This window comes from Pseudomonadales bacterium (assembly GCA_024234435.1).
Lineage (GTDB): Bacteria > Pseudomonadota > Gammaproteobacteria > Pseudomonadales > Porticoccaceae > JACKOF01.
Genome location: JACKOF010000001.1, coordinates 925563 through 951262, shown reverse-complemented (window position 1 = coordinate 951262; position 25700 = coordinate 925563). Strand labels below are relative to the sequence as shown.

Sequence of the window (25700 nt, the reverse complement as noted above, 5' to 3'; positions counted from 1 at the left end):
GTTTTATGAAAACACACCCAATCGCTTAAAACCCTGACTGACAGTTCAAATTAGTCACCGAAACCCGTACCATTACGCTTTCTTTGACTCCAACCTAAACTGACGGACAGCGTTATTCATGATTACATTAAAAACAAACTTTGGTGACATTAATGTCGAACTCGATTTTGAAAAGGCCCCTGTTTCAGCGGCTAACTTCCTCCAATACTGCCGTGACGGTTTTTACAACAACACGATTTTCCATCGCGTGATTGATGGGTTTATGGTTCAGGGTGGCGGTTTTACTGCCAACATGGAGCAGAAAAACACCAAAGAGCCTATCATTAACGAAGCCGACAACGGTCTGAGCAACGACACCGGCACTCTTGCCATGGCACGCACTAACGATCCGCATTCCGCCAGTTCACAGTTTTTCATTAACGTTTCCAACAACGGCTTTCTGAACCACAGTGGTAAAACCCCACAGGGCTGGGGCTACGCCGTGTTCGGCAAAGTGGCGGAAGGAATGGACGTGGTTGAAAAAATAAAACAGGTTCAAACAGGCAACAGCGGTTTTCATCAGGATGTTCCCGTTGAACCGGTTGAAATTCTCGATGTAACTATCAGCGAAAGCTATGCCGGGAAATAAGTGCTTGTGTACAAACCGGTTAGCGGTGCTTGCATAAGCTCATGAGAGCGCTGCTTATTTCGGACTTGCATCTATCCCCTGAGCGCCCGGATATCACCCGGGCGTTCTTTCAATTTCTGCAAACACAAGCCAGCACAGCCGCTGCGCTTTACATTCTCGGTGATCTTTTTGAGGCATGGATAGGCGATGACGATCCATCCCCGCTTTCCAGAGACGTTATCGAAAAACTGAAAATACTCAGCGACACCGGCACCCGCCTGTATTTTCAGCACGGCAACCGGGATTTCATGGTTGGCAAACAGTTTGCGCGCGAAACGGGGGCCACTTTACTGCCGGAACATGCTGTCGTCACCCTTAATGAAAAGCGAGTGCTGCTGCTTCACGGCGACACCCTGTGTCTGGACGATGTAGACTATCAGAAGTTCCGTCGCAAGGCCCGCAACCCTCTGTTCAAGTGGTTTGTCCGACGCCTGCCGCTGAAAAAAAGACAACAAATGGCCGCCGACTGGCGCGCCAAAAGCATGGCAGCCAACACCAACAAGGCAGATAACATCATGGACGTAACACCCGCCGAAGTGGAACGCATGTTCGCGCAATATCATGTGAATACCATGATCCACGGGCATACCCACCGCCCTGCCCGACACCAGCATAGCAATGGCGAACGCATTGCGCTGGGTGACTGGCATAAAACAGGCTGGCTGGTCGATACAGCCAACAGCGATCTGCAGTTACTTGAATTTGATCTCTGACGCATAACGACTCCCTGTTATGTACTCAAAATTAATTATTCATCCTTTTCATCTACTCGCAAAATCATCTAGTATTGATTGCCACAGCATTCTGGCTATCGGGCCATCGCCCATTTATAAATAACAACTACCGGGCTTTTCGATTGCATTGCCCTCCCCGTTAACCACTCAAGAGGTCATCCGCATGGATAAACTCCCCAACCTTCATCAGCCAACAGCCGACATCTGCACGGCTGGGCAACCGACTACCGATCAGATTTCCCAGATCGCTGATGCCGGATTTAGCGCCGTTATCAACCTGGCCATGCATAATTCCGAAAATGCGATTGCTGATGAGGGAAGTATCGTTTGCTCCAGGGGGATGTCCTATTTTCATATCCCGGTTCCTTTTAATGCACCTACTGCAAAACAGGTAAAGCAGTTTTTTGGCGTCATGGACGGCCTTAAAGGGGAAAAGGTATTCATTCACTGTGTCGTCAACGCCAGAGCCTCAGCCTTCACTTACAAGTATCTGACATTAAAAAACCACATGGACAGCAAACAGGCCACCTCACCTTTACTCGAGCAATGGCAATCGACTATGAGCGACGCCTGGAAAGAACTTATGTGCCTCAGCCTCGACGAAATTGAACATGCCAATGACTAACAACCCGTCATCTCGCTCCAGAACCGGAAACCGGCAACTTTCATGGCGTCCAAGCTGACTGAATATTTCAGGCTAATGCTTTTCAGTGCCTGCTTGCTTGCCGGGCTGCAGGTGCCAGCATTCGTCGATCAGTACCATAAGAGCCTGATTGCCCACCTCAGCGAGTCTGAATTAAGTCTTAACGCGTTTCAAAATGATGCCGACAAATACTTCAGCGGCAGCCTGGAAGAACTGATCACACATTACCTGAATAGCCCGGACCCGGTATTCAATGCCGGCGGCCACAATATCCAGCAGCTCTATCAACGCCGCGCGACATTGGTACAAGCACTGGCGCGCTTTAATCAGACGGCTTACAGCCCCTATTATTATGCTCTGATCGAACCGCTTGCCGACATACAGCAAGAAGTCTGGACACACTTTACCCACACCGTCGTGTTAAACCAGGTATCCATCATTCTCGGCATGGCCTGCGGTATCGTGCCATTGCTGTTTTTGACTATCTGCGCCCAGCTGTTCAAAGCCATTCGCCGATTAATCGGCGCTGCAAAACTGCTATCGCGTCAACGTCATTCACACAGCACCAGATCGTAAGCTGATCGCCCAGCCAAACTCATACTGCGACAGACAAGGACCCTACTATGCCCGTCATTAACCTTTACCCCATATTAGCCGCAGCCGTAGCCAGCTTTGTCTTTGGCGCTCTCTGGTATTCACCCCTACTGTTTAGGAAACGCTGGTGCCGTGAAGTGGAAATCAACCCCATTCAGGCTTCTGCCACCTCATTCAGAGTTTACACTTTGACATTTTCCATCACCCTGTTTACCGCTTTTGCCTTCGCCCATGTGATGGGGCCAAATCCGGCTCCAGGTCTGTCCATACCACTGGCATTGCTGATTAGCGTAGCTTTCGTATCCGCCTCAATGGGTATCAACTATCAGTTTGCCAACAGAAGTCTGGCACTCTGGTTGATTGACTGCGGCTTTCATGTTGGCCGCTTTCTGATTATGGCACTGGTAATCAGCTATTGGCCGGTTTAAGGGCCGGTAGCCCAATCTCTTTGGTATGGTTTTGCCCTTGGAGCGAGCCCGCTCGCAGTCTCTTTAATTCAACACCACAGGTGCTGACCAATGATAAGAGGCACTACTGCAACGCAAAACACCTGCATCGCTGTTCCCTTCCCGACCCAACGACATAATTTGCTACTTTTCTGATGCGGCCCTGACCTGCAGTTTTTGACTGACTCGTGACCGATGGTTATGTATTCAGACCCTGAAAGACTGTCATAAAAAGCATTTCGGTGGTGATAACACAGGCCAAAATAGCGGAGGCATAACCTGCAGATTTAGACCAGCTAAACTCGAACTGATATTTCAACATAAAGAGAGGAACACCAAAGAAAAAAACCGACCCTATATAAGTAAACCACTCCGGGAGGTCGAAAATAGCTACCGCAAGCCCTATCAGAAACATAATCATGTAGGGAACAATGACAAATACAAACGAAATAAAACCGTCTATGTGGCTTTCTTCCGTTTTTCGTTCCAGAAGTTTAATAAGCATAAATACAACAAAAGCCGACAATCCTGCGCTTAACATTTTTCTTCCTTTTTATAATTGATTCCTGAGAGCATGTTTATAACACCTTTGGCGTTATCAAAAAATAAAAACGAAAGAGATGTTCCGCTGTTATCTTCGACACTCTTTCATTCTGATTGTCTTGCTCGCTTCTACCACAAACAGAATCAATCACAATGCTAAAATTCAACTAACTGACCAAAACGAAACAGCCTCGCCTCACCCTCCTGCATTTTCTGCCAGGCCTCGTCATCTGTTAGTGGTTGGGTGGCAATGACAGTAACAATGTCATTAGGCGTGGTCTCCTGGTAAAAATCCACACGCATCTCTTCGTCAATCAGTCTGGCTTCGCCAAAGGGCGCGCAGCGTGTAATCCAGTGAAGGTTGTTTGAGCAATAGGCAAAAACGTACTCGCCGTCGGTTAACAGAATATTGAACACGCCCATTCCACGCAGGCGGTGGCAGCTATCGACCAGCGTGTCAAAAATATTCCTGAAATTATCCGGCGCCTGCGGGTATTGCTCGTGGAGCTGTTTCAGCAACCAGCAGAACGCGCGTTCACTGTCGGTATCACCCACGGGTTGGAAGAATCGGAATTCCAGACCCTCACTACCTTCCAGCTGGCCGTTATGCGCAAAAGTCCATTCCCTGCCCCACAGCTCCCTGGTAAAAGGGTGGGTGTTTTCCAGCGCCACACTGCCGACGTTGGCTTGACGGATATGACTGATAACAGCACAACTTTTAATGGGGTAATTCTGAATAAATTTCGCGATCGTTGATTCACTGGCAGGTAATGTATCCTTAAAACTTCTACAGCCTTTACCATCGTAGAAAGTAATCCCCCAGCCATCCACATGAGGCCCCGTTTTTCCGGCGCGGCGCGTGAGCCCGGTAAAACTGAAGCAAATATCAGTTGGCACATTGGCGCTCATACCAAGTAATTCACACATGAGGAAATCCTGTTTTCATCCTTATATTAATAGCTAACGTTTATCCAGAGGGCACCATAGCTCTTTCCTCAGGCAAGATGCTATTGCACAAGCGGCCCGGAATGGAACCGGAATTCGGTATCGGGTGATTCTATCAACGCTCGCTCCTGCTCTCTAAAAATCTGAATGCGTGCGTCGACATCTTCTTTCGAGTTATTTTTCTGTGCAGCTTTGCGGGCCAACCCCAGGTAATCCTGATAATGTCGGCTCTCTGATTTTAGTAACGACAGGTAAAATTTCTGCAATTCATCATCAAGATATGGCGCCAATTTGGCAAAGCGTTCGCAAGAACGGGCTTCAATAAACGCACCGACAATCAGGGTATCAATTAACTTCGCCGGTTCATGGGTTCTCACCAGTGTCCGCATTCCTGCAGCGTATCGGGAAGCACTGAGCGCACGGTACGCGACCTTGCGTTTCTTCATGATCGCAATAACCTGCTCAAAATGACGTAACTCTTCTCTCGCCAACTTCGACATTTTATTCAGCAGCTCCAGATTATCGATATAGCGATAAATCAGATTCAATGCGGTACTTGCGGCTTTCTTTTCGCAGTTAGCATGATCGATCAGCAGCTCTTCCGGGTACTGCAAAGCCTGATCGATCCATTCCCGAGGTGTCTCGCAACCCAAAAACTGTAAAATCTTATCCATAATAAAATATAAATAACAATAGGTTATATAAAAAACTTAAATTGACTTATTAGGTTTTGGCGAGTTTGCTTCTAGCTTCCGCTGCAGCAGCATCAACTTTGCGGGTTAATGGTCTTGCGGCAATCTTATCTCTCCATTGCGTCAAGCCGGGCATGCTGCTGTAGATATCCTGCTCAAATATATGTTGAGCAACAACCTGGGCAAGATCCAGGGTGTAATAGCCATAAATATCAGCCGCACTAAATTCACGCCCCAGTAAATAGGGCTCAAAACAGGTCATACGTTCGACTGCCGCCAACCCTTGCTCAAGCAGTGCCCTGCTTGCAGGCACGCGGCTTTCATCGAGTTCATGCCAACCAAAAACTGCACCAATATGTGGCCGAATAGCGAGATCGATATACAGCTCAAACACCTTCATCAGCTCTCTGACTTTACTGCGAGCGTAGTGATCTTCAGGCAGTAACGGGATTTCGTGGTTAATTTCTTCCAGAAACTCCAAAATAGCGGATGTTTCAGAAAGAAAACCTTCTCGGGCTTCAAGAACAGGGATTTTGCCCATAGGGCTTATTGCCAGAAAACTCTCTTCTTGCGAAGGTGCTGCATGTACCTCTTCAAAGTCGAATCCTTTCTCCAGTAAAGCGAGTTTAACGATATTGTAATAGTTACTAATCACCAAACCATGGAGTTTTAACATACTGTCTGCCTTAAAATAATTGTTATTGGTTAAATTACGTTGTTGTTATAGATCGGCCAGTTTACCAAATAATCCACGGGATAAATGTTCAATATTTCCGAAACACCCATGCGAAATAAGGGTATTTGTAGTAAAATGCCGCGCTTCCTGAAGTAGTCAACAATTTTCTGATTTGCAGATTTTGCTGACCCCTTTTATTCGACCGATAGTATGAGGATTCAATTGTGCTCGAAGCCTACCGTAAACACGTAGCAGAACGCGCTGCAGAGGGCGTTGTACCCAAACCTCTGGACCCGGAGCAAACCGCAGCTCTGGTGGAACTTCTCAAAAATCCACCGGCTGGTGAAGAGGAATTTCTGGTTGACCTGATCAGCAACAGAGTTCCACCCGGTGTTGATGAGGCTGCGTATGTCAAAGCCGGTTTTCTGAGTGCCATTGTTAAAAACGAAGCCTCCTCGCCACTGATCAGCCGCAGCCAGGCAGTCACTCTGCTGGGCAACATGCACGGCGGATACAACGTAGCAACACTGGTTGAACTGCTGGATGACGCAGAGCTTGCTGCCCAGGCCGCAGAAGAACTGAAAGGCACGTTGCTGGTATTTGATGCCTTCCACGATGTGGCAGAAAAAGCTGATGCCGGTAACGAGCACGCCAAAGCTGTATTGCAATCCTGGGCCGACGGTGAATGGTTTACTGAAAACGATGCCGTACCCGAAAGCATCAAGGCTGTAGTATTCAAGGTGACTGGTGAAACCAACACTGATGACCTTTCCCCGGCACAGGATGCCTGGTCGCGACCGGATATTCCGCTGCATGCCAAAGCCATGTACAAAATGACCCGCGACGGCCTGACGCCTGAAGAGCATGGTGTTGTCGGACCAATGAAACAAATTGAAGAGCTTCAAGCAACCGGGATGCCAGTTGCTTTTGTTGGCGATGTTGTCGGCACAGGTTCTTCACGAAAGTCTGCCACTAACTCCGTTCTTTGGTTCTTTGGTGAGGACATGCCTGGTGTTCCAAACAAACGCTCCGGCGGTATCTGTATCGGTAGCAAGGTAGCACCTATTTTCTTCAACACCATGGAAGATGCTGGTGCGCTGGTATTCGAAGCACCGGTAGACAATATCAATTATGGTGACGTAATTGAAATTCGTCCTTATGATGGCAAAATCCTGAACGAAGCTGGCGAAGTCATCTCTGAATTCGAATTCAAATCCGACGTTATTCTCGATGAAGTGCAGGCTGATGGCCGTATTAATTTGATTATTGGTCGCGGCCTGACCCAGCGCGCCCGTGAGCACCTGGGCCTGCCTGCTTCGGACTTGTTCCGCAAGCCTCACCAACCAGAAGATACTGGTAAAGGTTACACCCTGGCCCAGAAAATGGTGGGTAAAGCCTGCGGTGTTGAAGGTATTCGCCCCGGCACCTACTGTGAGCCTAAAATGACTACAGTTGGCTCTCAGGACACTACAGGGCCAATGACCCGTGATGAGCTTAAAGACTTGGCTTGTCTGGGCTTCTCTGCTGATCTTGTCATGCAATCGTTCTGTCATACTGCGGCTTACCCGAAACCCGTGGATATTGGCACTCAACACACCTTGCCTGACTTTATCAGGAATCGTGGCGGCGTTTCTCTGCGTCCTGGCGATGGCATTATTCACAGCTGGTTGAACCGCATGTTATTGCCGGACACTGTGGGTACCGGCGGTGACTCACACACTCGCTTCCCAATGGGTATTTCATTCCCTGGTGGTTCCGGTCTGGTTGCTTTTGCCGCCGCTACAGGTGTAATGCCGCTGGACATGCCTGAATCTGTGCTGGTTCGCTTCAAAGGTGAAATGCAGCCCGGTATCACCTTGCGCGATCTTGTGCATGCAATACCGTACTACGGTATCAAGGAAGGCCTGCTAACTGTTGAGAAGAAAGGCAAAAAGAATTTCTTCTCTGGCCGCATCCTTGAAATTGAAGGTCTGGATAGCCTCACTGTTGAACAAGCCTTTGAACTATCTGACGCTTCAGCAGAACGCTCTGCAGCGGGTTGCACCATTAAATTGAGCGAAGACTCCGTATCGGAGTACCTGCGCTCTAACGTCACGCTGCTGCGCTGGATGATTGCCGAAGGTTACGGCGATGTGCGTACCCTTGAACGTCGCGTTCGCAAAATGGAAGAATGGCTGGCCAACCCCAGCCTGATGTCTGCCGATGCCGATGCCGAGTACGCAGCAGTTATCGAGATCGATCTGGCTGAAGTGACGGAGCCTGTGGTTTGCTGCCCGAATGATCCGGATGATGCCAAACTGCTATCTGAAGTGGCTGGCGACAAGGTTGATGAAGTTTTTATTGGCTCCTGCATGACCAATATCGGCCACTTCCGCGCTGCCGGAAAACTGTTGGATAATGCTGATTCCATTAATACCCGCTTCTGGATCTGCCCTCCCACCCGGATGGATGCACATACGCTAATGGAAGAAGGTTATTACAACATTTATGGCAAAGTGGGTGCACGCACCGAAATGCCGGGTTGTTCTCTGTGCATGGGCAACCAGGCACGCGTAAAAGCAGGGACTACGGTACTGTCGACCTCCACCCGTAACTTCCCAAACCGCCTCGGTGACGGAGCCAATGTTTACCTGACATCAGCAGAGCTCGCCTCGGTTGGCGGTATTCTTGGCCGTCTTCCAACGCCAGCGGAGTATATGGAGTACGCGAAAAATCTCGATTCAATGTCTGCGGAAATCTACCGCTACATGAACTTCGACCAGATTGCGTCATTCCAGAAATCTGCGGAAGAAGGCAAACGAATTGCTGCAGAACAAATTGTTGAAGTGGCCTAACGGCTAACCAGCCGTTGTGCGAAAAGCCCCACACCAGTGGGGCTTTTTTCTTGCACACAAAACAGTTTTTACAGTGCATAATCACTCAAAGAGCAATCGATACCGAGACTATTACTCATCATGTCCAGACTCATCATCATACTGGCCGTAGGCATACTGGGTTATTTATTCTGGCTGGAATATAAAAAGCGGAACCCCCAACAGAAACAGGAGTTTTTGTTGAATTCCGGTTTCTGGGCACTGTTTTGCATTGTGCTATTGCTCGTTGCAACAGGACGCGTTCATTGGATTGCAGCCGCAGTAACAGCCGCTCTCCCCTTACTCAAAGGTGTGCTGGGGCTGGCACTGAGAAACCTGCCTATCTTGCTGCCCTGGTTGCGAAAAAAACACCAGCAGACAAGAGATACACAACCTCCACCCAGCAGTGGCAATATGACAGAGGAAGAGGCTTGGCAACTGCTCGGATTGGCGCCCGGAGCCAGCCGGGAAGAGATTATCCATGCACACAAAAAATTGATGCAAAAACTTCATCCCGACAGGGGCGGTAACGACTATCTGGCATCCAAACTGAATACTGCCAGAGATTTTCTACTCCACCAGTAGTTAACCTTCAATAGAGGTTATCCAGAAAAACCAAGCCCTGAGATGGGCTAACTCTACACCCCGGACAATTCCAGAAGCTTGTCTTTCAAGGCGTGAATACCCGGCTTTCGCGCTATGATTTCTGTGGCGTTTAACCCACTCAACTCATGCGGAAACACCAGCCACTGGTCAGTCTCGTGCAGGTAATAATCGGGCACCCGTTCGGACTGATTATTGGCAGGCTTGAAATAAGGCGTCGCAACACGGATTTCGTGTGTATCGACCCCAAGCGCTACCTCGAAGTCGTGAATAATTTGATGAATACTCAGCCCGGTATCATAGACATCATCAACAATCAGCAAACTATCACCAGGACGGATATTTTCTGTCACGTAGCCCAATCCGTGCACACGGACATGCCCTGCCCGCTGATCAATACCGGTATACAGAGAAGTGCGAATGGCAATATGGTTTGTACTGACACCACAATATTCCAGCAATTCCTGCACAGCAATGCCCACTGGCGTTCCTCCACGCCAGACGCCCACAATAAAATCAGGCCGAAAACCACTCTCCAGAACCTGTAGCCCTAGCGAGAAAGAGTCATCCAGTAATTGCTGGGCATCGATAAACTGCTTGTCTGGCACTTTCTGTCCTCGCTGTTAACTATATAGCCTTAATATCATGGGTGGAAATATTACCACTCCCTGTTGATCGAGTCTGGCAACCCCGGCAGAAAGTAACAAACCACTATTGAATATACGAAAAAACATATATATGATTTTTCATATATGAATATCACGCCTCTTCAATTCTACAAATGCCTGGCTGACGAGACCAGACTGCAGTCTATCTTGTTAATCCAGCAGGAAGGCGAGCTGTGCGTCTGTGAATTAACAACCGCTCTTGACGAAAGCCAGCCAAAAATATCTCGCCACCTGGCACAGCTCAGAGAATGCGAGCTGTTAAAAGACCGGCGTGAAGGACAATGGGTTTTTTATCAAATAAACCCCGAACTACCCCCGTGGGCAAAAGACGTACTTGTGCAAACCTGTGCCCAAAATAAAGATTACCTGAAATCTGCTGATCAGCGATTAAAGCAAATGGGCAATCGTCCTCAGCGCAAAGAACAATGTTGTTAACCTATGAAAATACTATTTATTTGTACGCATAACCGCTGCCGAAGCATCCTCGCTGAAGCGGTATTTAATCACGTCTGTAAAGGCACTATTGTCGCAAGGTCAGCCGGCAGTCAACCGGTAGGAGAGGTACATCCCCTCTCCCTTAAAACACTGCGTGACAAGGGTATTCCCACTGGCAACTTGTCGAGCCAGTCCTGGGATCAACACGAAAACTGGAAACCCGACGTGGTCATTACTGTCTGCGATTCAGCAGCCGGCGAACAGTGTCCTATCTGGTTTGGCGATAGCATCAAGGTTCACTGGGGTTTGAAAGATCCTTCAGCCATGTCCGGCTCAGACGAAGACATCATCAACGGATTTTATCGACTGATCGACCTGTTAGCTGCTCGTGCAACAACCTTATGTGAGGCCAAAATCAATGATTTATCACCAGCAGAACAACAAAACCTGCTAAATAACCTGGGAAATTAAGATGGGTATATTCGAGCGTTATCTAAGTCTTTGGGTTGCTCTATCAATTACGCTGGGAGTCATACTCGGCAATGGTTCCCCCGCATTATTCTCAGCTATATCTACACTGGAATATGCACACGTTAATTTTGTTATCGCGGTGCTGATCTGGGTAATGATTTACCCGATGATGATTCAGGTCGATTTTTCTTCTCTGGCAAATGTCGGCAAGAAGCCGAAAGGGTTGGCGCTAACACTGGTCGTCAACTGGCTGATAAAACCTTTTACTATGGTTGGTCTGGGTTGGCTGTTCTTCCACTACCTGTTTAGCGGCCTTGTTAACCCGGAGGATGCCAATGAATACATCGCCGGCATGATACTGCTCGGGGTGGCGCCTTGCACCGCAATGGTATTTGTGTGGAGCAAACTGACTGATGGCGACCCGAATTACACACTTGTTCAGGTATCGGTTAACGACATTATCATGGTGTTTACCTTCGCTCCTCTCGCCGCCTTTTTGTTGGGAGTTTCAGACATCACGGTACCCTGGAAAACCCTCACGTTGTCGGTAATTCTGTACGTTGTAATTCCTCTACTGGCAGGCCTGTTAACCAGAAAGTTGCTACATAACCACATTTCAGGGTTCGTTCACAAACTGAAACCCCTATCCGTGATTGGTCTATTAGCAACCGTTGTTCTGCTTTTCGGGTTTCAGGCAAAAACTATTCTTAGCAGCCCGCAGGTGATTCTGTTAATTGCAATACCGCTAATCCTGCAAAGCTACGGTATTTTTTTTCTGGCTTATTTTTCCGCAAAAAAATTGAATCTAGCCCACAATATAGCAGCACCCGCAGCTCTGATCGGCACCAGCAACTTCTTCGAACTTGCCGTCGCGGTAGCGATTTCATTATTTGGTCTTCACTCTGGTGCTGCACTGGCCACAGTGGTTGGCGTTCTTGTGGAGGTGCCCGTGATGTTGTCGCTGGTAGCCTACGCCAATAAAACCAGAGGGGCATTCTCGCGCCATGAATGACTTACTGAATATCGAAAAACAGTTTCTAAAAACACAAACAGATTTTAAAAACTCAACGCGTTCGGTAAATCCACCAAAAATCTTATTGCTATACGGCTCTCTGCGCGAACGCTCTTTTAGCCGACTGGTGATCGAAGAGTGTGCACGCCTGCTAACCACATTTGGCTGTGAAACAAGAATATACAACCCTTCCGGCTTGCCATTACCAGATGATGCAGATGAATCTCATATCAAGGTTCAGGAACTTCGTAGCCTAATGGAATGGTCGGAAGGCCAGGTGTGGTGCTCACCTGAACGTCACGGAGCTATTACCGGCATCATGAAAACCCAGATTGACTGGATACCGTTAAAGGTAGGCGCTGTCCGCCCTACTCAAGGAAAAACCCTTGCCGTCATGCAGGTTTCAGGAGGTTCTCAATCCTTCAATGCCGTTAACCAGCTGCGTCTTCTTGGCCGGTGGATGCGGATGCTGACCATCCCGAACCAGTCTTCAGTTGCTAAAGCCTGGTCCGAATTCGACGATAATAACAGAATGAAACCGTCCGGATTCTATGACCGCATTGTTGATGTCATGGAAGAACTGGTGAAGTTCACTTTATTAACTCGTGATCACAAAGACTATCTGGTAGATCGGTATTCCGAACGCAAAGAAACCGGCGAAGAGTTAATCGCAAGAGTAAACAGCGTCTAGAGAGCGTCTTAGACTATCGATGCTCCTGTATTCCATAAACAGGTAACCAAACATTCCCATATAGACCAGCACAAAATGTGCTGGTTATTTTCCGCAAATCAACCCAAGGCAATTCAACTTGATTGTCTCTACTGTTAGAATGCCTGCGCGCGTAACTTACGTCCCCGTGGCACAGCTGGATAGCGCAGCCCCCTCCTAAGGGGCAGGTCAGAGGTTCGAATCCTCTCGGGGACGCCATATTCCTTTCAAATGCCCTCTTATGTTCAACTTATGAATCTGGTTATTCTCGAAGATAGCGACTTCACAGACGGAGACAACGCCAGATTGACTGGGCGTCGCCTGCAACATCTTCGAGATGTACAGAAGATACAAACCGGCGACACTATCAGGGCAGGTCGTATCAACGGTGCTATGGGAACAGCGACAGTGATCGCTATTAATGACGATAGCCTTGAGCTTCACACCGATCTGGCATTCTCTCCGCCTCCCCCTCTGCCGCTGACTATGATCCTGGCTCTACCGCGGCCAAAAATGCTTCGTCGAATATTGCAAACGATCGCCTCAATGGGCGTGAAAAAACTGTATTTGATCAACAGCTATCGGGTAGAGAAAAGTTATTGGCAGACACCCTGGCTTGCGGATGACATGATTCGTGCGCAGCTTGTTTTGGGGCTGGAGCAAAGTATGGATACCCGGCTACCGGAAGTGATCCTGAAAAAGCGCTTCAAACCATTTGTTGAAGATGAGCTCACCGGGATTTGCCGGAACACAACAGGTTTGGTAGCGCACCCTAAAGGGCAAGAGCGGTGCCCTGTGGATCTTCCAGCCCAAACAGCCGTCACCCTGGCAATAGGCCCTGAGGGTGGATTTATCAATTACGAAGTCGAAAAGCTGTCAGCAGCGGGGTTAAAGCCCGTGACTCTGGGAAACCGCATCTTGCGCGTAGAAACCGCTGTTCCTGCCATTCTCGGTCGCCTTTACCCTTCCTGCTAAAATCACATGACCTTTCGTTGTATCAGCCACTTTTATGGCAGAATAATTCCATCAACATAAAAGCCTGATTTCAACGCCCGATTTATCAAGGATATTCCGATGACGGATTCCCCTTTCGACCAAATTATCGATCGCCGCAGTAACCACGCTATGAAGTGGGTGAAATACGACGAAAGCAAATTGCCCATGTGGGTGGCCGACGCAGACTTCAGATGTCCACAACCGGTGCTGGACAGGGTTCAACAGCAGCTGGATCACGGTATTCTGGGATACCACAAGCCCGAGATGAATACTGAGCTCTACGACGCAGTGATTGGTTGGCTGGCGCGTAAACATCACTGGGATATTGAACCAGAATGGTTAGTCTGGGTATCGGGCATGGTCAGCAGCTTTCACGTTGCCTGCAAAGCCTTTTGCTCGCCCGGGGACAAGGTTCTGGTCCAGACACCTAACTACCCGCCCATGTTGGGGGCTGCCGCCATGAACCGATTAAAAACCATGACGGTTGGCACACGCCTGGCGAATAATCGCTGGGCACTGGATATGGATGAACTCGCAGAAAAAGCAGCGGATCCCAAGTGCAAGCTGTTTCTGTTCTGCAATCCCATGAACCCTTGCGGGGCTGTTTATACTGCGGAAGAACTCGCACAAATCGAAGAAATCTGCCTAAGACACAACGTCGTGCTCTGTTCTGATGAGATTCACTGCGACCTGATTCTGGATGAAAAAGCTCGGCATATTCCTGCGGGGACTCTGCCCAATATCGGCGAGCAGGCCATCACGCTAATGGCTCCTAGCAAAACATTCAACATTGCAGGCCTCGGCAGTGCTTTTGCTGTTATTCGCGACCCGGAGATACGCAAACAATTTCACCGGGCTTCGCTCGGTATTCTTCCCTGGATCACGGTTTTGGGCCAATCTGCAACGGTCGCGGCTTTTACGCAATGTGACGATTGGCTAACAGAGCAAATTGAATATCTACGTGGCAACCGCGATTTGTTAATGACGGGTATCAACAAGCTAAACGGCTTTGTCTATACACCCGGGCAAGCGACCTACCTGGCGTGGATTGACGCATCAGGGCTTGGCGTGAATGATGTACAGCAGTACATGCTTGATAAAGGCATAGCGCCTTCTCCGGGCGCAGACTTTGGTAACAACAAATTTACGCGCCTGAATTTTGCTTGTCCACGCAGCTATATTGAACAGGCACTGGATCGATTGCGCTGACACCAAGAAACGGATGTTAAAAGTGGTAATCAACATTCAGCTCGACAAACGTGTCTCGCCGTAACGAATACAGAGGGTCATTTTTTGCATGCGCTGAAAAATGATAAACATCGAGGCTAACACGGGTTGCATTACCCAATCGGGTGCTGGCCTCAAGAAAACTCGTTGCTGAATCGGAGTGCTCCAGATCCTGAATCGTACCAAACAGAATTTCGCTGCTGGCTATATCGTTAAAACTCAGCCGAAATCCGACAAAAAAATCATTTTGATAAATGACTCCATCCTGAAACTGACGACTGTCGGCAGAGTATTCAGCCAGAACACCTAAATCCCAGCTGCGCCCCATAAACGACACATAGGTATATTCAAACCCGGCGGTAATCGCACTGTAATCGTCTGCGAGATTGTTATCACTGAAATCACGGTGAATACCTTCAGCTTTCCACAACCAGTCTCCCGATATGTATTGCAGCTCCGCACCGAACTGACGAATCTGCGGATAAAAAGGCCGCAATACGATCTTGTTATTCCGTTGAAAAGGTTCCAGTAGCGGTTCCCGGCTTGTACCGTTAAATCCTGACAGGGCAAAACTCCAATTATCGATATAGTGACTCCAGCGGGCGGCAAGATCGATATGCCGTTCAGCAGCCCCGCTTTCATAAATGGCATCTTCAACCGTTATTGGTTCACTGCGTAGTCGACCTTTATCACCGGGAAATGTGCGATCTCGAAATCCAGGTAACAACATTAAATCAACCGTGCCCCAATCCCGTAGCAAAGACAGGTGGATCATCGGTTGCCCGAGTTTTTCTTCTCCATCCGGCGCCTCAACCTGATCTGTCTGGTTAACAATATCCACTAGATGTTGTGACTCGGTTACTCCCCAAAAAATCTGATTAATGCCAGCAGTCAGCTCCCAATCGGCCCCTACATGTTGCCAATACATTTCCCGGATATCTCCGTGGCGCCTTTCTTTGTCTTCGTCATCATGCCGGTAAAACAGCTTGATATTGAAGCTATCATCGCCGTCGTTTAAAGACTGATACCACTCCGGAGCCAATACGCCGGAGACAACCGTATCGGCCTGGTTGTTATCAATCGCGTCACGGGGAAAGAGCCTTAGCTGGGCACCTATGTAACCCTGATATTCAGCATAAGAAACATCAGGAAATGATGCTGTCAGCAACACACACAGAGCCAGATAAAACGAACGGTTGAGCACGATTTATCGAGCCCTTTTTAAACTGTTTTGCGTAAAGTCGTTCTCGTCCAACCCTGTTTGAAACTGGTAATTCCCCATACGAATAACGGTTCTTCGTCCATTCAGATGATTATCCATCGTCTGCGTATGGGCTCGCCAAAATTGATGGAGATGTTGTTGATAGTCCCCAAGCACCAACGTTTTTTCGTGAACCCCTTTGCGGTTGTAATAGTCAACTTTCTGTGCGCGATAATGCTGCTGGTCGATCCACACCACCTGCTTGCTGTAACCGGAATATTCGTCAAACGGAGTCATTTCAAGTACAAAGCAGAGCTGATTGTCGTAGTTTTCATCTTTGAGCCATACATAACTATATCGCTCAACCTCAAACGAGTTGAGATCTTCATAAGAGAATTCACTGCCCATAAACGGACTGGTTTTATTTTTTGAGGAAATACGTTTAACCCGCTTCAATGCTGGCAGATATAACCACTGATCATCCGGCTTTTGAATGTGAGTGAAACTGAGGAAAGCAGTGCCTTGAACATCACGAGGGTTATCGAAAATTGTCAGCGATTTATCGCCGTCCCCTATCATCTCCAGGCTCAAAATACGCATTTCCCGCAATGCAGGTTCATCCCCGCCTTTTCTGTACAGGTACATTTGCAGATTAGCCGAGCTGTCTTTCCAACCTCGATCCCTGACTTTACTCTCAATCGCTATTTGCAGCCCTTTTTGAACTGCGTCAGCAAAAGCAAGATTGCAAGCCAACACAAAGCAAATAAAGGGCAACATTATTAGCCTGATCGTTAAAAAAATTGTTTTCTGCATGCTCCGGCTCCGAAAGCTCTGACACTCTGTTAATGTAATTAGCAGAGTGTACTAAAAATGGTTGTTTACTACTCTAGAGAACAAAGGTCAGTACGCAAAGATTTAGCCATGCCACAGACAACAACTTAAATGTCAGCATTGACGGTGCTATAGTCCTAGTCAGACGCGCCATCAAATTACTAACTCTAAACAATAAAAAGTAATAACAATAATAAAGGATACCCTCATGTCCAAACGCACGCCAAAACTGGTTGATCTGGTCGATGACTTTTTCCACTTCTTTTCCGGCTGGGCTATAGCACACCGGCTCATCGTCGTAACCTTTAGCTTGTTGTTGCTCGCAATTGGTGTGTACTTCGCCGGGCAGGTACGCAGTGATAATAGCCTCGATTCCTTTTTCAACCGGGCTGACCCGGCCTATATAGCCTACAAGGAATATCTGGATCAATTCTATTCAGACGAAGTCACGTATATTCTCTATCGGGTTCCCGAAAGCGAACATGGTCCATTTGACTACGAAGCGATGCAGAAAATAGCGGCGCTAACCGAGGCCCTGGAGAGTGAAGTCCCTTTTGTTCGAGAAGTGACCAGTCTGACCAATGTCGAGTTTATCCGCGCAGATGGTGACTCGATCCTTATCGACGAATTAATGATCGATTTCCCGGATACACAGCAAGAACTGTTGAAACTGCGAGAGGTAGTGCTCGACAAGCCCATTTATGTCGACAGCCTGATTAACCAGGATGCCACCTATGCAGCGATCATTCTGGAGATGACGCTTAGCAGTATTGATAGTCAGGAAAACATTATTTTTGACCCGGAGAAAGGCGCGACGCTGGACAACGTTTACCCGCAAGTATCAAACAGCAAAGTAAAAGAAATACTTGATCGCAAGGAATATCAGGGCATTGAGTTTTACCTGACCGGCGATGTACCCATGAACAGCGCCTACAACATCATATTTACCAACGATTCTGCTGTTGGCACGTTGATGACCCTTGCGCTGCTGGCTCTTTTGTCACTGTTATTATTCAGAATAAGCTTGGTGGGGTTGTTCGGCCCACTGACAGTAGTGGTGTTGAGTATTATTTTGGTACTGGGCCTAATGGGTGCCGTAGGCTGGCCTATCACGCTATTTTTTGGCATTACGCCCACCCTTCTGTGTGCCGTCGGGGTTGCCCAGTCAGTACATATCATTATTGAGTATCAGCGTCATTATGCAACTAGTGGCTCCCGCCAAAAAGCCGTTCAGTCCGCGATTAGCAAGGTGGGCGGAGCCTGCCTGATGGCCGCGCTAACCACCGCATTTGGCTTTTTAGTCATGTATGTTTCAGAGCTAAAATCCCTCAGCCAAATGGCTTTGTATTCAGCTGTCGGCGTTATGCTAACGCTGGTGTTCTCTGTTTCGTTACTCGTCGTATTTCTTGCCGGTGGAAAATCAAAGGACGAGGCAAACACAGACAAAAGCACAACACAAAACAGCGGTGTCAACAAAACGGTAGAACGAGCCGTAGAATTTTGCATCAATCTTAACCTCAATCACGGTAAAACCCTCATCACAACGGGAATCGTTTTATTGGCAATAAGCATTGTCGGCCTAACGCAGCTAAAAATTGATTTTAACTTTTTAACTGAGTTTAAAGAGCACGTTGACTGGCGAATAGATACGGAAAAAGCCGAAGAAGAAATGGGCGGCATTCTGAATGTGGCCTATATTATCGATACTGGCAAAACCGACGGCGTTAAAGATCCCGAGTTGCTTAAGGCTATCGACCAACTACAAACCTATGCCTCATCTCTTCCATTCGTAAAAAAGACCTTTTCGGTTGTTGATATTCAAAAAGATCTTAACCGCAGCTTTCACGGCGATGACAAAGAGTGGTATCAGGTTCCACTACAGCAGGACCTGGTCGCTCAGTATTTTCTGGTCTACGAAATATCCGGAGGAGACGAACTGGAAGATTATGTGACACCAGATTTTTCAAGCACCGTACTGGAACTACGAGTAGAAATTACCGAATCATCCAATGTACTCGCACTGATGCAAAGCATAAGGGAGTACGCACAGAAAAACCCTTTACCTGGTGCAGAAATTAGAGAAACCGGTATCGGCTTAATGTGGATAAAAATAGCTGACTATATTGGTGACACTCAGATTTATGGCTACAGCCTGATATTTATCGGTATCGCCGTATTTCTTTGCATCGCCTTTGGCTCAATCCGGGTTGGGTTACTAACGATGATACCGAACGTTGCACCCGTTGTTGTCGTGCTGGGGTATATGGGGCTGACCGGTATGTATCTTGATTACATGAAACTACTACTGGCAACTATCGCCATAGGCATCGCTGTTGACGATAGCATTCACCTGGTGACTCGCTTTCGGCGACAGTTCTTCCTTACCGGCAATTACCAAAAGGCGATGACACTGGCGATGCGAGATGTGGGACCAGCGCTTATTATCACAACCTTGATTCTGATTGGCGCGTTCTCCTGCTATATGCTTTCGGACATGCAGGTCATTACCAGCTTTGGTTTACTGTTAAGCCTGTCAATTGCCGTTGCCCTGATAGCAGACCTGCTGTTTATGCCCGCCTTATTAATGGCTGTTAAACCATTTGGAAAAGAAAGCGATCCTGACACGCACAAGGAGATATAACTAACAAAGTAAAATAAAAAGGGGCTGAAAAATCAGCCCCTTTTTTTAAGCGAATCTTAGAGCTACTCAATATCAGCTCTCTTGACGACCAGCCTTGAACAGGAAATAGGTCATCACAATCATCCAGATAAAGAAGTCTGTCAAGGGCACCCAGAAAGACAACATGCCATCCCAGGCAAACGGCCCTGCTTTAAAGAAGATGATAAGCCCCGCTGGCAAAAATAGAGTTGTCACAGCCAAGTTATAAAACCCAACCCATCTCGGGAATACGGGCTTTGCACTCTTATCCGAAAGAATCGCCAGTGCAATCGCGATGTTCTGAGCCAGAAACGGTGCCAGCGTTGTTGTGAATAACAGCCAGCCAAAATCGTTCATTAACAATAATGCATCCGGATCCCGGTCTGTCCGAAAAGACACCACCATCCAAATCAACATTGGAAGATAGATAATGAATGCACCTGTAGCACCACCTACCAACTGGGTCCAGGTATACACCGGGTTTACACCCTCAATGCGCTTCATCTGGGCGGAAATAGCAGCTACCCAGGGGTAGTAAAAAGTACAGCTGACAGCCGCAAGCAACAGACCGGCGCGAATACCCCAGGTATTCGACTGGTAAAATTCAGCGATCTGTTCACCGGTTGCGGTGGGGTCAGGCGGCGGTAAAAACCCGGCAACAGGCCACCAGCCTATACTGAATAAAATAATAAAAATTACACCGGACCAGGCGCCGATTTTTTCAAAATGAGGGTTTGGAGTAGACATCGCAGGACCTTCTTCTAGTTATTTTCAAGAACACGCAAAAATGTGAATTATTTTAACTTTATACCATAAAAATAATATGAATTGAGAAAATTGTAACAAAGTCTACTAATGTTTACTTTTTCCCGTTAACGCCTAACCTTACACAAGCGACAGCACATATTGAAAAATAATCAAAATAACAAATGGATCTCGATATATGCGGCAGTTTATCCGCCATCCATCCAATATACCGATTGAGGTTCGCATCTCTCCGGGCAGTAGTTACAAAACATCCCCGGCAAAAGATGTGAGTCACGGTGGTATTGCTTTTGTTTCAGATGTAGCTGTTGAGCCGGGCACTACTGTAGAACTGCGAATCCCTTGTTTAAAGCCTATGATAGAACTGTCAGCGGCACGGGTGGAGTGGTGTCGAAAACAGGCTAACCGATTTATCATCGGCGTTCGGTTTACCGACCTGATGGAAACCTACCGGATCAGAATGGTAGAACAGATATGCCACATCGAAAGCTACCGAAAATACATTCAAGAACGTCACGGTCGGCACTTAACTGTTGAAGATGCGGCCAAGGAGTGGATAAACCGGTATGCTTCATCCTTTCCCACCTTTCAGGAAACGGATAAAAAGGGGGAAATAGAGAATAATGAGGGAAAATCGTAAGGCGCCCTCACACGGCAGGGCTTTACCACATCGGTGTTTTCCCCCACTTATCCTTTTGCTCTGCTGATACCTGATTGATATCCAAAGGAAAGCCCAACGCCTGATGATACCTGAAACAACATGTCTCCAGGCATTATCAAGGTGCCGCACGGTAAACTTTATTCCTTACCAAACCATGAAATTTTGTACAGATCCCGTCGGCGATCGAGGTAGTTCCTAACCGAACCTTCATTCTGCAATTTGTTCAGTATGTCGAGGTCAAGATCAACAATTAATGTCATTTCAGTATTCGGCGTTGTTTCCGCCATAATCGCATCGTGCGGGAAAGAAAAGTCTGACGGGGAAAACACTGCCGACTGGGCATATTGAATATCGGCACCGTCCACTTTCGGTAAATTGCCAACACTTCCGGTTATCACCGCATAACACTCATTTTCTATCGCTCTGGCCTGAGCACAGCAACGCACTCGCAAGTAGGCATTTTTTGTGTCCGTCCAAAAAGGCACAAACAATATTTGCATGCCATGCTCTGACTGCAAGCGGGCCAATTCGGGGAACTCCACGTCATAGCAGATCAGGATACCTATTTTGCCAAAATCGGTATCAAACACTCTTAACGCATCCCCGCCCTGCATAATCCAGGCCCTCTTTTCATGAGGTGTGGGGTGAATTTTATACTGGGTTTCCAGGGTCCCATCACGCCGACAGAAATAGGCTACATTGTAGAGCTCGTCATCTTCAATAACAGGCATTGACCCGGCGATAATATTGATATTGTAGCTAACCGCCAGTTTTGAAATCGCCTCAACAATTTCTTCTGTAAATTCAGCCAGCGCCTTAATGGAATTAATAGAATTAACATGGTTCTCAAGCCCCATTAAAGGTGCATTAAAAAATTCCGGTAACAATGCCAGGTCACACTGATAGTCAGACAGTGCGTCGATGAAAAACTCTACCTGCTGGATCAAATCATCAACCGACTTCATCGGCCGCATTTGCCACTGCACACAACCTATTCTGGCTGAACTGCGCGGTGCACCGATCAAAGGTGTTTTTGACTTGTCATAATAGAGGTTATTCCACTCAAGTAAGGTGGCATAACCTTTGGACTCTTCATCCTCTGGCAAATAGTCTTTCAGAACCCGCTTTACTTCAAAGTCGTTGGACAGCTGAAACGTAAGAATAGGGTCGTAGATTTCCTTTTTCTTGACCTTCTCAATGTATTTTTGCGGTGACATTTCATTTGCATACCCCTGATAATTGGGAATGCGACCACCAGCCACTATCGATTTAAGGTTCAGGCTCTGACACAACTCTTTCCTTGCCTCATACAAGCGCCGTCCCAGACGCATACCGTGATATGCCGGCGAGACGAACACATCAACACCGTAAAGTACATCTCCCTGCGGATCGTGGGTCGTCAAATAAGCATCACCGGTAATTTCATCATAGGTGTGATGATCACCAAACTTTTCGTAATCAACAATGACAGAGAAGGCTGCAGCAATAATTTTGCCATGATCTTCAATGCCTATCTGTCCTTCGGGAAATACTGCCAGCTGTGCGCGGTATTTCTTCTCAGGCCAGGCGCCTCCCAAGCCTGGATACACCTGATCCATCACTTCTTTCAGATCAGCATAATCCTTTAGCTCAAGATGACGCAGATTTAACTTATGTTCCGACTCGTCAGCATTCAGATGATCATTCATATCATGGTTTCCTCTATGCCTTTACTGCGCAGCACGCTGAGGCAGTATTTCTAAAAATTGCTTGTTATCAATAAATCTCAATGCCAGACAATCGCTGTCTTTATTAATGATCATCGAGTTATCGACCCTGACACCGCTGCCAGCATAAACACCTGCTGCCGTATAGGTACTGACCTGGGTGTAATAACCATCGACCCGAGGCAATGGGAATAATGCCTGATAAATCGTATTCTGCGCGTCAAAATTCCCGCCAGTGCTTTCAAGAAAGTTATCTTCACTGTCAAGCAGGGAGATGTTAGCCCCGCAACGGCCAACGATGGGTTTAATCACATACCCTGAGGCCTTCAGCTCTTCCGTCAACTCAAACGCGGTATTTAACAATAGCGGATGATTTGGAAAGAGCGACCATAACACCGGAAGTATGGCTTTGTTACTGGGAATGAGAGACCAGAGCGGCTCGTAAACCATAATATTGTCTTTTAACAACACATCCGACAGGCAAATATTACCCTGCCTATTCTCAACTTCACTCTCGTCACGAATCTGATCAAGAGCGGTTTCCCAGGCCCATGTTTTCCAGACCCACCTTACCTGCTCACCCTCAGCATCAACAATATCACCGCTGGTATCGCGCACCAGGCCTTCCAAGCCCGTAATAATCTTGCTTTTTAACCCGGCCGCCTGAAGCGCCTGCTGCATAAAAAACGCGTGATATTTCTCTTCCGGTTCATCATCCCGAAGGATATGCACCAATTTTTTGGCATGGCTTTTTCGCCACGCATGCACCAAAGCATTGAACAGCTCTGCACCGGCATCATCGCCATCGTCAACCCGATAATGCTTTGCCCATTTACCCTGCACCTTGCCGGTTTCCATATAGCATGACGCCGAATCACAGTTATATTCGTAGACCTTCAGCCCTTGCCGCGTCATCGCAAAATCAAAGCGACTGGTAATCAGCTCATTGAGCCGGTTATCCCAAGACCTTCTGATCTTTGGCAATACTGCAGCGGGCAAGTTAAACCTGGCGAGCAGATCATCATTAGCCAACACGTAGTCTGTGGCATGCATAAACAAATTGTGTAATTCATTGGTGGCATGCTCCAGCAGGTCCCTGGCGCTTTTTGACAAAACAAAATAACGTGACTGATCAGCCTCTACCGTGGTGAGACAGTGCCCTCCCATCATATCCACAAATGCGGCTTCATCGTGATTGGCAATGTTCAACCAGGCTTTTCTGGCAATGCCTGACGTATTGGCATGAAGACTTTTAATCTCAAAAAGCTTTTCATTTCTGGTTAGTGAAGGTTCGCCATGAGTATCGTTATCCGTCTGAATCATCCAGCCAAGAATCTCTGCATCCCCGTACGAGCACGTGATCCAGTATTCACCATCATCACCTACTCTAGCCTCCAGTTCTCGCGCATAATCCTGTCCCTCGGGCCATTTCTGCTGACTAACATTTTGCTCAGCTATGCGAATACGGTCATCAAAAATCTCTGTGACAACGGCTACGTGCCCGGTTTTTTCAAATTCGCCACCTTCTTTCCAGATCAGCAGACTGCCAGGCACAGGATGTTCCTTGCTGCCATTACTGAATGCCATCAGCGGCAGCAGACTACTGGATTTCACATCGCGGACCGATCTTAATTCAAAGATATCGTACGCCATGGCGACATCATCAAAAATGTAACCGTAGTTCATATACATCCAGCGCCGGGCAAATTCAACACATTGCCACTTATAGCCCATGTATATGCCATCGTAATAACTGCGAAATGCACTGCGTTTGGGGTAATCCCTATTGGAGGCTGTCTCGTAGTCAGAAGAATAGGCTGCAACACCTCCAGGCGCGTAGCCAAGTAACGCACCAAACCGTTCTTTGCTCATTATTGAAATAATACCTCTGAACAGAAATCAGTTTGACTGCTGGTCAATATTAGTCATTGAATCCGGCTGAAACTGGGGCTGTCCCTGTGGCTGTTCCGCCGCCTGTTGTTGCATGCCAGACACCATACCCTGGGTCGGCTGTAATGTGCGCTGTTCCCACTCAAAGCGGGGTAATGATGAAAAGCCCGCCTTTAATATTTCATCCCAGGCCCGCTTTATCTCACGCAAATAATCATCTTCCACTTCCATTTTGATGTAGTGGTTGGTTTCAAATGTATCCTTCTCGTAAATCAGCACTTCAACGGGTGGCCCGACTGTCGCATTGGCCTTGATAGTGGAGTCCATAGAAACAATCACGCAACGCGCGGCGTCTTCCAGAGACGTCTCCGGTGTCAATATACGGTCAAGAATAGGCTTGCCATACTTGCTCTCTCCGATTTGTAGATAAGGGGTTTCATCGGTAGCTGCAATAAAATTGCCCGCGGAGTAAATGAGATAAATACCGTGTTCACTCCCGCGTATCTGACCACCGAGAATCAGTGAGGCCGACACATCAACACTGGTGCCACTGGCGACCTTTTCTGCAAGCAGATGCTCTTGACGGTTAACCGCGGACAAATACCGGGCCGCTTCTATCATCTTATTGCAATTGAGCAGGCTATTTTTATCCGCGTCCTCAAGGTCCTGTTCAATATGACTGATGACGGCTTGTGTCGTCGCCAGGTTACCAGCTGTCAATACACAGAAGACCCTATCGTTATCAGGTTGGAACACATGCATCTTGCTGAAAGAGGACAACATGTCCGGTCCGGCGTTAGTGCGGGAGTCAGAGCAAAATACCAGGCCATCGTTTGTTGTCACAGCTGCACAGTAAGTCATTGTATTATCTCGATAATTTCTATTTCAGCACTTATAACCCCTACTAGAGCAGGGGACACAGGCACAAGAAACCGGACTCTACTCTATTTGATGGCTGAGAGGGAAGCAGAACGGCCTTCTTTATCTGCCAGTATCCACGGAATTTACCAAACCATCGCTTTTTTTGTCAGATACCCCGTAAAAGCGTCACGACTCATGAGCACAACACCACCC

The 25700-nt window shown here is 47.6% G+C and carries 26 protein-coding genes and 1 tRNA gene; 16 read left to right on the top strand and 11 right to left on the bottom strand.

Annotated elements, in window-relative coordinates:
• Positions 1-118: 118 nt before the first annotated feature.
• From H7A02_04380 to H7A02_04360, 5 genes are all read left to right on the top strand, one after another.
• The gene (locus tag H7A02_04380) at positions 119-628 is read left to right on the top strand and encodes a peptidyl-prolyl cis-trans isomerase (GenBank protein ID MCP5171491.1); all 510 of its coding nucleotides are present in this window, start codon (positions 119-121) and stop codon (positions 626-628) included.
• A 41-nt stretch (positions 629-669) separates the two neighbouring features.
• Positions 670-1380, top strand: a complete 711-nt coding sequence (locus tag H7A02_04375; protein ID MCP5171490.1) for a UDP-2,3-diacylglucosamine diphosphatase — start codon at positions 670-672, stop codon at positions 1378-1380.
• Between the two features lie 184 nt (positions 1381-1564).
• Positions 1565-2026 carry a protein tyrosine phosphatase family protein gene (locus tag H7A02_04370; GenBank protein ID MCP5171489.1) on the top strand — a complete coding sequence of 154 codons (462 nt, stop codon included), beginning with the start codon at positions 1565-1567 and terminating at the stop codon, positions 2024-2026.
• 42 nt (positions 2027-2068) lie between these two features.
• Positions 2069-2620, top strand: a complete 552-nt coding sequence (locus H7A02_04365; protein MCP5171488.1) for a DUF2937 family protein — start codon at positions 2069-2071, stop codon at positions 2618-2620.
• 47 nt (positions 2621-2667) lie between these two features.
• Positions 2668-3066, top strand: a complete 399-nt coding sequence (locus H7A02_04360; protein ID MCP5171487.1) for a DUF1761 domain-containing protein — start codon at positions 2668-2670, stop codon at positions 3064-3066.
• 217 nt (positions 3067-3283) lie between these two features.
• Here H7A02_04360 and H7A02_04355 read toward each other — a convergent pair whose 3' ends face one another.
• The 4 genes from H7A02_04355 to H7A02_04340 form a co-directional block, all read right to left on the bottom strand.
• A complete protein-coding gene (locus H7A02_04355; protein ID MCP5171486.1) occupies positions 3284-3625 on the bottom strand; it encodes a hypothetical protein in 342 nt (113 codons plus the stop codon).
• A 158-nt stretch (positions 3626-3783) separates the two neighbouring features.
• Positions 3784-4554, bottom strand: a complete 771-nt coding sequence (locus H7A02_04350) for a class II glutamine amidotransferase (protein ID MCP5171485.1) — start codon at positions 4552-4554, stop codon at positions 3784-3786.
• Positions 4555-4634: 80 nt separating this feature from the next.
• Positions 4635-5246, bottom strand: a complete 612-nt coding sequence (locus H7A02_04345; GenBank protein MCP5171484.1) for a tRNA-(ms[2]io[6]A)-hydroxylase — start codon at positions 5244-5246, stop codon at positions 4635-4637.
• 49 nt (positions 5247-5295) lie between these two features.
• Positions 5296-5940: a glutathione S-transferase family protein gene (locus tag H7A02_04340; protein MCP5171483.1), complete on the bottom strand. Its 645-nt coding sequence runs from the start codon at positions 5938-5940 to the stop codon at positions 5296-5298.
• A gap of 224 nt (positions 5941-6164) precedes the next feature.
• On the opposite strand from H7A02_04340, the gene acnB reads away from it, so the two are divergent.
• Both acnB and H7A02_04330 read left to right on the top strand, forming a co-directional pair.
• A complete protein-coding gene (acnB, locus tag H7A02_04335; GenBank protein MCP5171482.1) occupies positions 6165-8774 on the top strand; it encodes a bifunctional aconitate hydratase 2/2-methylisocitrate dehydratase in 2610 nt (869 codons plus the stop codon).
• A 120-nt stretch (positions 8775-8894) separates the two neighbouring features.
• Positions 8895-9377: a molecular chaperone DnaJ gene (locus H7A02_04330; GenBank protein MCP5171481.1), complete on the top strand. Its 483-nt coding sequence runs from the start codon at positions 8895-8897 to the stop codon at positions 9375-9377.
• 53 nt (positions 9378-9430) lie between these two features.
• On the opposite strand, the gene H7A02_04325 is transcribed toward H7A02_04330, so the two are convergent.
• Complete coding sequence (locus H7A02_04325; protein MCP5171480.1) at positions 9431-10003, bottom strand: hypoxanthine phosphoribosyltransferase; 573 nt, start codon at positions 10001-10003, stop codon at positions 9431-9433.
• Between the two features lie 144 nt (positions 10004-10147).
• Here H7A02_04325 and H7A02_04320 point away from each other — a divergent pair, with 144 nt between their 5' ends.
• From H7A02_04320 to H7A02_04290, 7 genes are all read left to right on the top strand, one after another.
• Positions 10148-10498, top strand: coding sequence for a metalloregulator ArsR/SmtB family transcription factor (locus H7A02_04320; protein ID MCP5171479.1), 351 nt, complete (start codon positions 10148-10150; stop codon positions 10496-10498).
• Positions 10499-10501: 3 nt separating this feature from the next.
• Entirely contained in the window at positions 10502-10969 is a 468-nt protein-coding gene (locus tag H7A02_04315) for an arsenate reductase ArsC (protein ID MCP5171478.1), read from the top strand.
• A 1-nt stretch (position 10970) separates the two neighbouring features.
• Positions 10971-11981 (top strand): ACR3 family arsenite efflux transporter, encoded by a 1011-nt coding sequence (gene arsB, locus H7A02_04310; GenBank protein MCP5171477.1) that lies wholly within the window; start codon positions 10971-10973, stop codon positions 11979-11981.
• Positions 11974-12672 carry an arsenical resistance protein ArsH gene (gene arsH, locus H7A02_04305; protein ID MCP5171476.1) on the top strand — a complete coding sequence of 233 codons (699 nt, stop codon included), beginning with the start codon at positions 11974-11976 and terminating at the stop codon, positions 12670-12672. The genes arsB and arsH overlap by 8 nt, the downstream gene beginning before the upstream one ends.
• 160 nt (positions 12673-12832) lie before the next feature.
• A tRNA-Arg gene (locus H7A02_04300) sits at positions 12833-12909 on the top strand.
• Positions 12910-12942: 33 nt separating this feature from the next.
• A complete protein-coding gene (locus H7A02_04295; GenBank protein MCP5171475.1) occupies positions 12943-13665 on the top strand; it encodes a 16S rRNA (uracil(1498)-N(3))-methyltransferase in 723 nt (240 codons plus the stop codon).
• Positions 13666-13764: 99 nt separating this feature from the next.
• Complete coding sequence (locus tag H7A02_04290; GenBank protein ID MCP5171474.1) at positions 13765-14895, top strand: putative C-S lyase; 1131 nt, start codon at positions 13765-13767, stop codon at positions 14893-14895.
• A 16-nt stretch (positions 14896-14911) separates the two neighbouring features.
• On the opposite strand, the gene H7A02_04285 is transcribed toward H7A02_04290, so the two are convergent.
• Both H7A02_04285 and H7A02_04280 read right to left on the bottom strand, forming a co-directional pair.
• Positions 14912-16117: a hypothetical protein gene (locus H7A02_04285; GenBank protein MCP5171473.1), complete on the bottom strand. Its 1206-nt coding sequence runs from the start codon at positions 16115-16117 to the stop codon at positions 14912-14914.
• A gap of 3 nt (positions 16118-16120) precedes the next feature.
• Complete coding sequence (locus H7A02_04280; protein ID MCP5171472.1) at positions 16121-16927, bottom strand: outer membrane lipoprotein-sorting protein; 807 nt, start codon at positions 16925-16927, stop codon at positions 16121-16123.
• A 226-nt stretch (positions 16928-17153) separates the two neighbouring features.
• Between H7A02_04280 and H7A02_04275 the strand changes: the two genes are divergently transcribed.
• Positions 17154-19586 (top strand): MMPL family transporter, encoded by a 2433-nt coding sequence (locus tag H7A02_04275; GenBank protein MCP5171471.1) that lies wholly within the window; start codon positions 17154-17156, stop codon positions 19584-19586.
• A gap of 72 nt (positions 19587-19658) precedes the next feature.
• Here H7A02_04275 and H7A02_04270 read toward each other — a convergent pair whose 3' ends face one another.
• Positions 19659-20351, bottom strand: a complete 693-nt coding sequence (locus tag H7A02_04270; protein MCP5171470.1) for a hypothetical protein — start codon at positions 20349-20351, stop codon at positions 19659-19661.
• Between the two features lie 196 nt (positions 20352-20547).
• On the opposite strand from H7A02_04270, the gene H7A02_04265 reads away from it, so the two are divergent.
• Positions 20548-21009: a PilZ domain-containing protein gene (locus H7A02_04265; protein ID MCP5171469.1), complete on the top strand. Its 462-nt coding sequence runs from the start codon at positions 20548-20550 to the stop codon at positions 21007-21009.
• Positions 21010-21167: 158 nt separating this feature from the next.
• Here the strand turns inward: H7A02_04265 and H7A02_04260 are convergent, their stop codons facing one another.
• Genes H7A02_04260 through H7A02_04250 form a run of 3 tightly spaced genes read right to left on the bottom strand, consistent with a single transcriptional unit; the run spans position 21168 to position 25487 of the window.
• Positions 21168-22718: a GNAT family N-acetyltransferase gene (locus tag H7A02_04260; GenBank protein MCP5171468.1), complete on the bottom strand. Its 1551-nt coding sequence runs from the start codon at positions 22716-22718 to the stop codon at positions 21168-21170.
• Positions 22719-22739: 21 nt separating this feature from the next.
• The gene (gene gss / locus H7A02_04255) at positions 22740-24608 is read right to left on the bottom strand and encodes a bifunctional glutathionylspermidine amidase/synthase (GenBank protein ID MCP5171467.1); all 1869 of its coding nucleotides are present in this window, start codon (positions 24606-24608) and stop codon (positions 22740-22742) included.
• 27 nt (positions 24609-24635) lie between these two features.
• Positions 24636-25487 carry a peptidase gene (locus H7A02_04250; protein ID MCP5171466.1) on the bottom strand — a complete coding sequence of 284 codons (852 nt, stop codon included), beginning with the start codon at positions 25485-25487 and terminating at the stop codon, positions 24636-24638.
• Between the last annotated feature and the right edge of the window lie 213 nt (positions 25488-25700).

Bases quoted from the DNA above. Each gene is read 5' to 3' on its own strand.
- H7A02_04380 (MCP5171491.1), top strand. From the start codon at position 119: ATGATTACATTAAAAACAAACTTTGGTGACATTAATGTCGAACTCGAT.
- H7A02_04375 (MCP5171490.1), top strand. From the start codon at position 670: ATGAGAGCGCTGCTTATTTCGGACTTGCATCTATCCCCTGAGCGCCCG.
- H7A02_04370 (MCP5171489.1), top strand. From the start codon at position 1,565: ATGGATAAACTCCCCAACCTTCATCAGCCAACAGCCGACATCTGCACG.
- H7A02_04365 (MCP5171488.1), top strand. From the start codon at position 2,069: ATGGCGTCCAAGCTGACTGAATATTTCAGGCTAATGCTTTTCAGTGCC.
- H7A02_04360 (MCP5171487.1), top strand. From the start codon at position 2,668: ATGCCCGTCATTAACCTTTACCCCATATTAGCCGCAGCCGTAGCCAGC.
- H7A02_04355 (MCP5171486.1), bottom strand. From the start codon at position 3,625: ATGTTAAGCGCAGGATTGTCGGCTTTTGTTGTATTTATGCTTATTAAA.
- H7A02_04350 (MCP5171485.1), bottom strand. From the start codon at position 4,554: ATGTGTGAATTACTTGGTATGAGCGCCAATGTGCCAACTGATATTTGC.
- H7A02_04345 (MCP5171484.1), bottom strand. From the start codon at position 5,246: ATGGATAAGATTTTACAGTTTTTGGGTTGCGAGACACCTCGGGAATGG.
- H7A02_04340 (MCP5171483.1), bottom strand. From the start codon at position 5,940: ATGTTAAAACTCCATGGTTTGGTGATTAGTAACTATTACAATATCGTT.
- H7A02_04330 (MCP5171481.1), top strand. From the start codon at position 8,895: ATGTCCAGACTCATCATCATACTGGCCGTAGGCATACTGGGTTATTTA.
- H7A02_04320 (MCP5171479.1), top strand. From the start codon at position 10,148: ATGAATATCACGCCTCTTCAATTCTACAAATGCCTGGCTGACGAGACC.
- H7A02_04315 (MCP5171478.1), top strand. From the start codon at position 10,502: ATGAAAATACTATTTATTTGTACGCATAACCGCTGCCGAAGCATCCTC.
- arsB (MCP5171477.1), top strand. From the start codon at position 10,971: ATGGGTATATTCGAGCGTTATCTAAGTCTTTGGGTTGCTCTATCAATT.
- arsH (MCP5171476.1), top strand. From the start codon at position 11,974: ATGAATGACTTACTGAATATCGAAAAACAGTTTCTAAAAACACAAACA.
- H7A02_04295 (MCP5171475.1), top strand. From the start codon at position 12,943: ATGAATCTGGTTATTCTCGAAGATAGCGACTTCACAGACGGAGACAAC.
- H7A02_04290 (MCP5171474.1), top strand. From the start codon at position 13,765: ATGACGGATTCCCCTTTCGACCAAATTATCGATCGCCGCAGTAACCAC.
- H7A02_04280 (MCP5171472.1), bottom strand. From the start codon at position 16,927: ATGCAGAAAACAATTTTTTTAACGATCAGGCTAATAATGTTGCCCTTT.
- H7A02_04275 (MCP5171471.1), top strand. From the start codon at position 17,154: ATGTCCAAACGCACGCCAAAACTGGTTGATCTGGTCGATGACTTTTTC.
- H7A02_04270 (MCP5171470.1), bottom strand. From the start codon at position 20,351: ATGTCTACTCCAAACCCTCATTTTGAAAAAATCGGCGCCTGGTCCGGT.
- H7A02_04265 (MCP5171469.1), top strand. From the start codon at position 20,548: ATGCGGCAGTTTATCCGCCATCCATCCAATATACCGATTGAGGTTCGC.
- H7A02_04260 (MCP5171468.1), bottom strand. From the start codon at position 22,718: ATGAATGATCATCTGAATGCTGACGAGTCGGAACATAAGTTAAATCTG.
- gss (MCP5171467.1), bottom strand. From the start codon at position 24,608: ATGAGCAAAGAACGGTTTGGTGCGTTACTTGGCTACGCGCCTGGAGGT.
- H7A02_04250 (MCP5171466.1), bottom strand. From the start codon at position 25,487: ATGACTTACTGTGCAGCTGTGACAACAAACGATGGCCTGGTATTTTGC.